Annotated in this window: 8 protein-coding genes; 1 reads left to right on the forward strand and 7 read right to left on the reverse strand. The window is 58.9% G+C overall.

The window, feature by feature from the left end; all coding sequences use genetic code 11:
• Window positions 1-38: 38 nt before the first annotated feature.
• Window positions 39-1784 (forward strand): hypothetical protein, encoded by a 1746-nt coding sequence (locus tag C7T36_RS28600; protein WP_146153471.1) that lies wholly within the window; start codon window positions 39-41, stop codon window positions 1782-1784.
• Window positions 1785-1802: 18 nt separating this feature from the next.
• On the opposite strand, the gene C7T36_RS28605 is transcribed toward C7T36_RS28600, so the two are convergent.
• From C7T36_RS28605 to C7T36_RS28635, 7 genes are all read right to left on the reverse strand, one after another.
• Window positions 1803-2906 (reverse strand): cellulase family glycosylhydrolase, encoded by a 1104-nt coding sequence (locus C7T36_RS28605; RefSeq protein WP_033234559.1) that lies wholly within the window; start codon window positions 2904-2906, stop codon window positions 1803-1805.
• Window positions 2907-3126: 220 nt separating this feature from the next.
• On the reverse strand, window positions 3127-4212 hold the full coding sequence (locus C7T36_RS28610; RefSeq protein WP_045069316.1) for a cellulase family glycosylhydrolase: 1086 nt from the start codon (window positions 4210-4212) through the stop codon (window positions 3127-3129).
• Complete coding sequence (locus tag C7T36_RS28615) at window positions 4205-5287, reverse strand: glycosyltransferase family 4 protein (RefSeq protein ID WP_045069317.1); 1083 nt, start codon at window positions 5285-5287, stop codon at window positions 4205-4207. The genes C7T36_RS28610 and C7T36_RS28615 overlap by 8 nt, the downstream gene beginning before the upstream one ends.
• Window positions 5284-6873, reverse strand: coding sequence for a flippase (locus tag C7T36_RS28620; RefSeq protein ID WP_084702981.1), 1590 nt, complete (start codon window positions 6871-6873; stop codon window positions 5284-5286). Before C7T36_RS28620 ends, C7T36_RS28615 begins: the two co-directional genes overlap by 4 nt.
• Before the next feature lie 10 nt (window positions 6874-6883).
• The gene (locus C7T36_RS28625; protein ID WP_239654781.1) at window positions 6884-7906 is read right to left on the reverse strand and encodes a glycosyltransferase family 1 protein; all 1023 of its coding nucleotides are present in this window, start codon (window positions 7904-7906) and stop codon (window positions 6884-6886) included.
• On the reverse strand, window positions 7852-9240 hold the full coding sequence (locus tag C7T36_RS30690; RefSeq protein WP_045069855.1) for an O-antigen ligase: 1389 nt from the start codon (window positions 9238-9240) through the stop codon (window positions 7852-7854). Before C7T36_RS30690 ends, C7T36_RS28625 begins: the two co-directional genes overlap by 55 nt.
• 11 nt (window positions 9241-9251) lie before the next feature.
• Window positions 9252-11021, reverse strand: a complete 1770-nt coding sequence (locus C7T36_RS28635; protein ID WP_162487761.1) for an alpha/beta hydrolase family protein — start codon at window positions 11019-11021, stop codon at window positions 9252-9254.
• Between the last annotated feature and the right edge of the window lie 24 nt (window positions 11022-11045).

Below are 11045 nucleotides of genomic sequence, written 5' to 3' on the forward strand. Positions count from 1 at the left end.
TTGATCTTGAACTGTAGGGCCGAATTGGAGGTTTCGACGTGTCAGATGTGCGGGCCAGGGACGCAGCGATTCGTCGCGAGTTGGGCGTGCCACCGACATTTGATCTGGTAGCGCACGTTCGGAATCTCTCTCGGGTAATGCTGCCTGCGTTAGTAATTGCGTTGATCGCCGGTGGTGCGATGTATCTCGTTCGGGGGAGTGAGTCACCGGTCTATGAATCGGACATCGTCGCGGAAGTGCAAGCGGGTTCCCAGGTTGTCGTCAGTGATGCAAATCTTGGACAACTGGTCGCGCCATACACCGCTCTCGCCTCTGATAGCGCGGTAGTTGCCAGCATTCAGAGTCGGATGGACAACGGTTGGACGGCGTCTGACGTTTCGAGTCACATCGCGGTTACTCCCGGCACCTCGCCGGCCCTGGTGTTGGTGAAGGCGACTGGATCCAGTCAGGAGGAGGCGGACCGTCTCGCCCGCACCGTAGTCGAGATACTGAGCGATGCGCAGTCTCAACGCAACGCCGAAACTCTTGCTCTGCGCACCAAAGCATTGACTGACGACATTGCGCGGCTCAACTCGCAACTCGCGGCTGCGCGTCAAGAGAGCATCGACAACGACGAGACACCGATAGCCGATCCGACGACCTCGGCCGATCTTGATGCAAGGCTTGAACAGCTCAGGCAACTGCGTGCCTCCGACTCGACAGCGGATCGGTTGCAGCTGTTGTCGGCACCGACGGGGACCGGTCTACCGGTAGCGCCGAAACCGTTTGCAGAAGCAGCAGTTGTGTTCCTGGTTGTCTTGATACTGGTGGCAGAAATTCTTGTAGCTTGCCGTGGACGGTTCAGTTCTCGGGTTACCGATGCGTGGGCTCGGCGTGCCTCCAGAAAGTTTGGTGCATCATTGCTCGTGCAGCACACATCGGGCGCCGATATTCCGTCGAATGTCGCTCTCACACTGAGTCAGCGCGCGAGCTTGGGTGACGACGTACTCGTGCTGGTGGGGGACGGAGTCGACACCAACTCGTGGCACGTTCCGGAAAACCTGCAATCTCGGATAGCCGTCCACCCCTTGAAATCGGAATGGTGGAGCAAGATCGATTCGAGTGGGACGGAATTCGCCATTGTGCTCGTCTCGGCTCGGAAGGCGGAACAGCAAGACATCGTTGATGCTCTCAGAGCGCTGGCAGAAGTTGACGTCACACGCTCGCTGGTGCTCGTCGGTCCAGCCGCGTCTGAACCGTTCATCGAACTGATTACGTTGTCACGATTTCGGGGCAGAGGCGACACATCACCTTCAGTGAGTCCACGGCCTGTGGTCAAGGAATCGGTTGCGACGATATTGGCGGTGCCGGACACCTCGCCTTACGCGCAGACTCCGGCAAGTGGCCCGACACCAGTGGCGTCGGCGGAGGCTGTATCCCTTGCAACACCAGCGCCTGTGCGCCAAGCACATTCAGTTGATTTGATCAAATCTGCCGATCGCAGTGAGCGTGGGAAGTTGATCGATGCGCAGACCGTGACGATCGAACGAAATCGCTTACCCTCGTCTGCCGGCAAGAAAGCCCGAACCGCTCGCGCAGAAACGGCAGTTCAGCGAACCGATCAGGACGGGGTAAGTGCCTCCGACGGAGTTGATGGCGCACCCATTGGCGACGACATCAACTCCGAGGCGCCCACCGAGCGAATTGTATTGGTCACCAATAAGAACGGTGATACTCGCGCTGAGCAGTCCGTGAGGCGCGTGGGCTCAGTGCACCAGGAAGGTACGGACGGGGAGCCGGATTGACAGAGAGGATATCGGGATTCAGATCTTGGGGGCGCTGCAACCCCCGATTGCCTTCTTGACTGCGTCCAGGGCAGGTTTCGGCGTGTAGTTGATCGTCACCAGACCGAAATTCTGCTCGATGTCTCGGGAATTGGTTCCGCGATCACGCATGCTGTAGATGAATATGCGTTCGATGTAACCGAGTGCCTGTGCCTGCGCAAATCCGTCGGAGATGATGCTGGCTTGTAGTTGCGGAGTGACAGCAGTTGATCCCGATCCGGTAGGAGCGCCGAATTCTGTTGCCCAGACCTTCTTTCCCGTGTCGCCATTCTTCACCATGATGTCGCGCATCAAACGAATCCGGTAGAAAGTATTCCAACTCGAGGTGGATGCGTCGGACGGCAAGGCAGGCCAACTGTACGGGTGGATGGAGAACACATCGAAGTACGATTTAGCGCCGGCGCTGTAGAGGGCGTTCAGATAGGTGACCGGTGATATGTCGGAGCCGTTGTCGACCGCGGGCGCTAATCCTCCGTTGAGGATCTTGGCCCCGGGTTGGACCGCCCGGATACTGGTTGACGCAGCCTTCAGTATCGCTGCGTAGGTGTTGACGTTGGGCTTCGGGCGGAAGAACTGTGTGAGGTTCGGCTCGTTCCAGATCTCCCAAGTGCTGATCCTCGTTGAATAGCGTTGCGCTGCTTGTTGAGCGAACTTGGCAAATGTCGCGGTGTCAGAGGGATAACCATGAGTGTCGGTTGCTCCGGCCACACGTGCCCATGCCGGCGTGTAGGTAACGATGCCGACGAGACTCAATCCTTGTAGTCTCGCTCGATCGACAACACGATCAGTTGCTGCCCAATTCTGTTGACCCTTGGTCGGTTCGACGGCAGACCAGTCGATGTCGAAGCGCAGCCATGTCGTGCCTGCGTTCTTCATGGCACTCAACTCGGTGTCCAGATCGGCTTGTGAGAGCCAATTCAGTGGCGCTCCGCCTGCGATACCCAACCCGACAGAACTGCAGGTTGCGGGCGGGGCACTTGTCGTTGTTGTTGTTACCGGCTTGGGTGCACAGGCGCTTAACGATCCGATCGTCAGTAGCAGTGCACATACGAGTGGTAATCGAAGTCGACGCACGTCGACCACCTTCCTTCCACGGGAATGCGAAATCGGAGCATCTGGCAGAGCGAATTATCCGTATTTCACGGATTAATCCGACAAGCATCAGAATTGCATGAATTCATCCAGTGGTTGGCAGGCGGCAGGTCTTTTCTTCAGTACTTGTGCCTGCTTGTGAAGTCGATGGAAATGCGCCGGTTGGTATTGTCCGTTTTTTGCCGACTGCAGATTAGCATGGCGAAATATTTCAGATACAGCCTCCGGTTTTGTTGGCAGCTACCAGAACGTCCATTGCAGGCTTCGGATCGGAATTCACGTCCAGAAGCCCGAAATTTTGTTCGCGATCGCTTGTGTCGGAACCACGGTCCTGGAGGCTGTACACAAATACCTTCGCGATGAATCCCAGTGCGCGAGCTTCGTTCAGTCCGTCCTGGAGAATTTCGGCTTGGACGGCCTCGGTGACAGCGTCCGGGCCGTCCCCGGTCGGGGAACCGAATTCCGTTGCCCAGATCGACTTTGTCGTGTCGCCGTTCTCGATCATGGTGTCGCGCATAAGTCTCATTCGATAAAACGAATTCCAGCTTTGTGTCAGCGAATCGGAGGGGAGCGCGGGGAAACTGTACGGGTGCATCCCGACGACGTCGAACTGCGGTCCAGCCCCGGCCTCGTACAGGTCGGTGAGAAACGTCGTGGGGCTGATATCGGTGCCGTTGTCCGTCGCCGGTGACAGCCCGCCGGAGACGATTGTCGCGTTCGGTTGGGACTCTCTGATCGAGGTACTTGCCGCCGTGAGCAGTTCGGCGTACGAGGTCACATCGGGCACCGGATTGTAGAAGGCCCGCAGATTAGGTTCGTTCCAGATTTCCCACGAAGACACAGAATCCGCGTAACGTTCCGCCGCGAGGCCGGCGAAGGTGGCAAAAGTATTCGGGTCAGCGGGGCGGGTATGGCTGTCGGATTCGGCGACGGAAGGATCACGTGCCCACTCCGGCGTGTAGGTGATCAGGCCGAGCACCTCGAGTCCTGAATCTATCGCTGTGTCGACCAGTCTGTCGGTCCCGGACCAGTCGAAGGTTCCCTGAGTGGATTCGATATACGACCAGTCGAAATCGAATCTGATCCAATGCGCGCCGGATGATCGAATGTCTTCGACAACCTGCTGCATTTCCGATTGGTCCAATGACGTGTAACCGGATCCGAGTGCGATGCCGGTGTTGTCTGTTGGAGGAGCCTTCGCACATGGTTGCCCTAACGCGGGAACTGAAGAGTGCACGACAATGCCCATGCCCACGAGAACGATCGCGGCTGCTGATAGTCGAATCAATTTAGTCATGGACGAGTTCCTCGAGTAGTGCCGGAAGATTCTTTTGTATGTCGTACCGGTCGACAACCTTTTCTCGTCCGGCATGAGCGAACGCCGATCGCGCATTGTCATCGCCTAGAAGCCTGGTGATTTCTGCGGCCAGGCGAGTCGGGTCGTCGACCGGGACGAGTGAACCGGCGCCACCCGCCAATAACTCGCTGGTTCCACCGTGATCTGTTCCGATGACTGCAATTCCGACGCTCATCGCTTCGAGAACCACCAAGGGGCTGGCTTCAGGCGACGTGCTGGCCGAGATGGCGAGGTCCCAATTCCTCAGAGTGGACAGTGAATCGACATATCCGAGGAATTTCACGCGGCCCAGCAGGTCCGGCTCGTTAGACCGTTGTTGCAGTGCTTCGGCGTACGGTTCGTCTCCAGGAAACGGGACGCCGCCGATCTCGAGATGGACATCGGGCGTTCGGGCAACGGCGTCCAGCAGAACGGTATGTCCCTTCCACGGAGTGATGGATCCGATGATTCCCACGATGCGCCCGGCGGGGGACTGAATTTTCGCGGCTTCGGCAGGAACCGCAACGCCGAGTCTCGCGACACTCGTGGGAATACCGAGTGCGCGTACCGGTATTGCGGTTGGTCCGGACACGGCAACCGCGCGTCGGATCGATGGCCTCGCGATCCGGACGACGATGTTCTGTTTGGTGTTGGACAGAGTGTCGTGGATGAGCCAGGTCGCGCCGCCCCTCACACGGCCGAGCCTGATTGCGGGCAAGGCAAACAGTGAGTTGACAATAACTTTGGCGTTCTCGGCCAGCGCGCGGGCGGCAACGACGCGTCCGGCGATCCGCCAGTTCTTGGCCACTGTGGCGATACCGAGAATTCGACGGACGCCGCCCTCTCCCCTGAGCCCGAGGGCCGGTAGTTCGACAACTTCACAGATACCGGTGACGCGTTCGCGTAGTGGGCCGTTCGGGCAGGCCAATATCACCGTGGACCCGCGGTCTCGTGCAAGCGTCATCACTTGGATCATGACGAGTTCGGCTCCGGATACTTCACCGGTATGGCTGACGAAGATCAACGTTCGAGTCATGCGGTTTCTCCACCGGGTTTGATGAGTGACAACAAGGGCTTCCCGCCGGAAATCGGGAGTACTACGAAGATCCCGATGACAACGACAGGTGCGACGATGGCGACGATCGGCCACGGAATGCCGAAACGTTCGACACCGAGGGTTCCCGTGATCGCGGCCAATGCGCCCACGAGGGACGTTGCGATGAACGGGACTGCCGGAAACAGTTTGCGCACTGGAAGTGTCCGAAAAATGACCGTCCACATCGCAACGAACAGAAGGATTTCGGTCAGCACCGTTGCCAGTGCGGCGCCGTTGAACGACAACCGGGGGATCAGGACGAAGTTGAGAACGACATTGACGCCCAGACCGCCGAGAGCGACCCATGGGTACGTCCGATGCCGTCCACTGGCAACCAGCATCATCAGGCCGAGTTGTGTCAGCATCGAGAAACATGCGCCAAGCACCAGCAGTCGTGTCGAAGTGCCTGCAACGGTGAATCTCTCGCCGTACAACAGTGAGAGAACCTCTGCCGCTGCCGGCCAGAAAGCAGCAATGGATGCGCCACCGAGGACAGTCAGGACAATGAACGCTTCTCGGCTTCGTTCCCGGAATGCGTCGAGTTTGTCGGGCCACGACGCCACCAGGAGTGTCGTCACGGGCGTGACGATGGTGATCGCGACGATCTGTAGGAGATCCGCGAACTTGTATCCGATGCTGTACAACCCGACAGACTCGAAAGAATCGAGTTGTCCGAGCATGAGTACATCGACGCGGGAAAGTAGTGTGATGAAAGCAAATCCGATGCTCAGCGGTATTGCCTCGACCAGCATGTCCTTCCATCGACGAAATTGAGCACGCGACGCCGGGAGCGGACCGGCGATTCCTTGGCGAACACCTCGAATCTTGATTGCGGCGGCGACCACTTCGTTGATCAACGCCGGAATTACGAAGACGATCAGGATCGGTTGCCATAGAACCGCTGCGATGGTCGCGATCAGTTGAGCAAGTTGCCCGGCTCCTTCGGCGACTGCCACGTATGTCATCTTGAGGCGGCTTTGATACATAACGGACAGTGCGTGACTCGGCGTCGCGACAACAACGACGAGACCGGCAACGGCTGTCGCTTCGACGACTTCCGCCGGATAACTCAACAACCAGACGTAGCCAACAGCGAGGATGTACCCCAGTAGTCCCAGGACGACGCGCAGCGAAATAAAGGCTGTCGTGACCAGCGATATTTCCCAAGGATTGCTTTCGACCAGTTTCGCAAGGACGACTCGACCGACTCCGAGATCGGTGATGACGGACAACAATCCGAGCAGACCGAAGATCAACGAGAACTGTCCGAATTGCTCGGGGCTTATGGCGCGAGCGATCAGGACGGAGCCGATCCAGCCCATTGTTGCTACAGCGACCCTGCTCCCCAGCATGATGACGGTGCTGCGGCGGGCTGCGTTCGCGGTCAATTCGGGCGTCGACGGTTCGTAGATCTTGGTTTCTCGTTCGCGCCGTTCCTGTTCGAACGTCTCGAGTGCAGCTCTTTTCAGTTCTGCGAATTCTCGCTGCGATACGTACTCGCGGTCCGTTTCGCGGCGTTTTGTCATGAAGCGCAATTCAGACACTCAATCCAGCGGATCGGTATGCGCCGACGGTGAGTTCGGCAGTTCGCGCCCAGGTGAGTCGTGATGCGACCTGGGGTGCGGCGGTCCGTAGAGCCAAGTTGCATTCTGGATCGTCGATCGCTGAGCGCAGAGCACGGACCCACGAGTTCTTGTCATGGGTCTTCACCAGTATCGCGGCTTCGCCGGCAAAATCGGGAAGTCCGCCGACGGCGCTGGCGACTACCGCACTGCCGCAGGCCATGGCTTCGAGTGGTGGTAGCCCAAAACCTTCGTAGTGTGAGGCGTAGGCAACGACTGTGGCCGCGGAATACAGCGCGGGAAGATCCTCTGTTGCAACGTATCCGAGTCCTATCGCAGAACGGGGTGCGGAAGGTCCGCGCGAGCCGGAACCCGCGAGCACGAATGGAATGGAAAGTTCTGAGCAGGCCTCGGCAACAAGCGCGACGTCCTTACGAGGTTCGATCGTTCCGACCTGAAGCACGAACTTCTCGGGCAAATTCAGTCGAACGCGGACGTCTGCGACTGCAGTCGGGGTGGGAACCACAGCCCACGGTGCGGGGGCCAACGGGGTGACCACCGCCGCTCGCCCACTGAAAGATTTGATTCGTTCGGCGGTGAAGTCGGACACCGCGATGAGCACGTCCGCTTTGCGTAGGGCTCGTGAGAGTAGTTGCCGTTCACCGGCCGCCCGGAACTTGCTGAATGCCCATGGAACATCGAATACCGACATGTCGTGAAACGTCGAGACCGTAACGCCCGCTTGCCTGATCGGTAGATCCACGTCGAGGCTGTGGTACAAAGCTGACCCGGCAATAGGAACCATGGCCCAGGCAGCCCTACGGGCGCCGGCGACGACCGGTCGCTCGATCGCGCTGAGCGACGACGGAATTTCGGCGACGGCGTCGCTCTGGATTGCCGCGCTCAACTTCACCGACCCGTCGACCTGCAGGGCGATTTCTTTCAGGATTTCACGAGCGTAGGTTTGTACGCCTCCTCCGCCGGGGCGCAGGGCCATTGCTCCGAAGGTGATCTCCGAACGGACGTCATGTGTTCGTCTGAGTGGTGTTGACTCAATGCGCATCCCACAGTTCCAATCAGTAACCAGAAATAGAGGTCGAGAGGGAAAATCTCGAAGTAAGTGGCAAACACCGATGCACAGGCCGCGGCGATGACGGAAGCACTGACACCCAAGGCGAACGCGCTGTCCTGGCCCCGAAGTACCCGAGAACTTCGGAGCGCGGTGACCGTCGCCGAGATCAGGAGTAGGACAAATATCCACACCCCGATCGGGCCGAGTTCGACCGCAACTTTCATGTAGTAGTTGTCGGGTTGATACGGAATCAATCCCAGCGTGGTGGCTGCCTTGATAGTCAGCGTGTCCAGCATCGGGTGAGCTGTTTCAGCGGCTTTCGCCGCGGCAGATCCGGTGGCGCCAAGTCCCTGTCCGAGCGGATGGACGTAGAGCGAACTGATCGTGGACGACCATCCATTGCCACGTTCCGAGAGGCTGTACGACGAGAACAACGGAGCGACGATCGACGACGGCGCGAGCAATAGCGCAACCGGAACTGCCACGGCAACGCCGGCGAAGACGACTAGTAATGAGCGGTAGCGGTAGATCGCCAAGCAGAAGAGACCCACAGCAAAAGCGATGTAGCTGGCGCGCACGATCGAAACGCCCATCCCGGCAATCATGATCGGAGTTGAGGCGAGAAAGATGATGTTCCGCAAGCGCTTCGGATCAGCAAGGCTGACAGAAATACCGACAATCAGGCTGAGGCTGACGAACAGCGCAAACGCGAATGGTCCGGTGAACGTGCTGAAACTGCGCAGCAGAGAACCGGTAATTCTGATTTGTTCGGTGTAGCTGTAGCCGAGTTCGACCAGATACTCCGGCCCGACGAGTTGCTGGAGCAGGCCGATCACCGAGGTGAGAATGCCCATCCCCATCAGAATCGTGACGAGATGGTCTCGGTCCGATCGGGTGAAGGGCGCTCTCCAGAGGATTACCGGGATCAGAGCGTAAAAGTACGTGATCTTGATCGAACCCACCCCGCCGATTCCGGACAGGATGAGGGCAGACGCCGACCCGAGTACAACCCAGGCAAGGGCGGCTGGCCACCACGGCATCGACGGGTGCACGACACGGTGACGATTCGGACTCACAAAAGTGCTCAGCAGCGTGAGCAAAATGAGCCCTTCCTTCCAACCTGCCAACGATTGCCCACTCGGGATGATCGCCAGTAGCCCGTGAAGGGGCGCAAAAAGTGCGAGGACGAGCAGTCCACGCTGCGGCCGACGATAGAGGGCAAGCGCCACCGGGGCTGCCGCCACCACGCCGAACGCCATGATCACAGGGTTCACACGGTTGACCGCTTCGGTGGAGGGCTGTAGCTCGGTTGTAGTGCGGCGCTGCCGAATTGCTTTGCCACCACCGACATCGATTCTCTGCGAATGATGCTGCGAAGGTCACGATGGTACGACGGGTGATCGCCGACCTCTGCCATGACAGCGTCGAACGCATACCCACGTCGAGTCATTCGCGCAATGCCCTCGTCTCCTCGCTGCTGACGGAACCACTCGGCGTCAGCAGGTGAGAGAATTACTTTCGTCGGGACGCCACGACTGTGCAATGCGTCCAGCAAGACTTCGGGAACTTGAGTTATACCCCTGTGCCCCAGCAGCTTCCATGCGAAATACGGAAGACGTGATTGAAGCTGTGCCTTGATCACCGCACGTAAGGGAGGTTTGGTGGTGTCGGTGCCCGAAGTGATCTTCGGAGATTCGGGCAGTACCGCATCGGTGAGTGACCGCTTCCTGCGCGTCGACCACAAGATGGTATTCACAAGAATTGTCGACCGAGCACCAAGCGTCAGGGCCACCGACGCCGCCGTCCATCCACCCGAGCACAATCCCGCGAGTATGACGTTTTCAGGTGCAGCGCCGAGCGCGGCGACAGCTGTCAGCGCGTCTTCGTCTGCGGTCCTTGAATACACAGACGTTGGATTGTTTGCATCGATATGTCCGGTGTCGCCGACTCCACGTCGGTCGAACCGTAAGCTGGTAACGGAGTGCTCGGCGGCATCGCGTGCAATGTGTACCCAAGATCGGCCGGGTCCGATGCGGTGCTCGATCGCAGTTGTGAAGAAAACCATGCCGCGCTCGGGTTTTCCGAAAGAGGCAGCCGAGGCGTCGACGGAGGTATGCGCGACCGAGGTTGCGGGATGGGTCCGGATTGCGAACAGTTGATCCGCGCCGACTCGTTCGAGCGACTCGTAGACGTCGTCACCCGTCGGCGTCACCGCTACTCGCGCAGTGAGTTCGATTGTGGGGCTGACGGTATGCGTCGTTGCCGGTGCATGACGGTCGATCCATCCGGCGATCTCGTCGATGTGGCGGTATGGGATATCGACGTAGAAGCTTGGCGGCGAAGTGAATGCCTCGTGATTCTCCAGTGTCAGCACATCGGGCTGTAGTTCGGAGGTCAAGCGGGTGATCGCGCCGCTGCCCTTCATCGAGGACCGGACGGCAAGGAGGGTCTGCGGGTTTCCCGGGAATGGGTATTTCAATTGGGTCTGGGTGAGTCCGTCGGCGCATTCTGGTGCCAGTGCGCCACCCATGATCGATACGCGCGGGTCGGTGGGGTCGTCTTCTCCGACGCTGATGGAGTAGAACGCTCGTTGCTCCCGGATGAAGCTGCGTCCGTTGACAACCGGATCCCATAGGACCACCGAATTGATTGTCCCGCAGCCTTCGAGAGCTGAAGCGGCCAATAGTGCGCCGAGTCGTAAACCGACGATGCTGACGGATTGAGCACCGCACTGACGTACGAAGTCAACTGCGCTGACGATGCTGCTGCGCCATCGATCCATCGCGTCGGGTGCATCCTCATTGCCCGACGAATCACCGACACCCTCGTAGTCGAAGCGAAACGCGACTATTCCTCGGGCAGCCAGTTCGTCTGCCAGAAGTCGCATTCCGCGGTAGGTATCGATGTGCTCCTTGCCGATGGGTGAACACAGCACGACTGCTTCGCGCGCAATACCCGATGTCGGAACATGGACGAATCCGAGCAGTGGTGCCTCCGCCGGGCCGAACCATGTGGCCAATTGAGTCTCGATGGTGATCACTCCGTGTTGTTGGCTGCCGAATTT

The sequence above is a fragment of the Rhodococcus sp. AD45-ID genome (assembly GCF_003023755.1).
Classification (GTDB): Bacteria; Actinomycetota; Actinomycetes; order Mycobacteriales; family Mycobacteriaceae; genus Rhodococcus_F; species Rhodococcus_F globerula.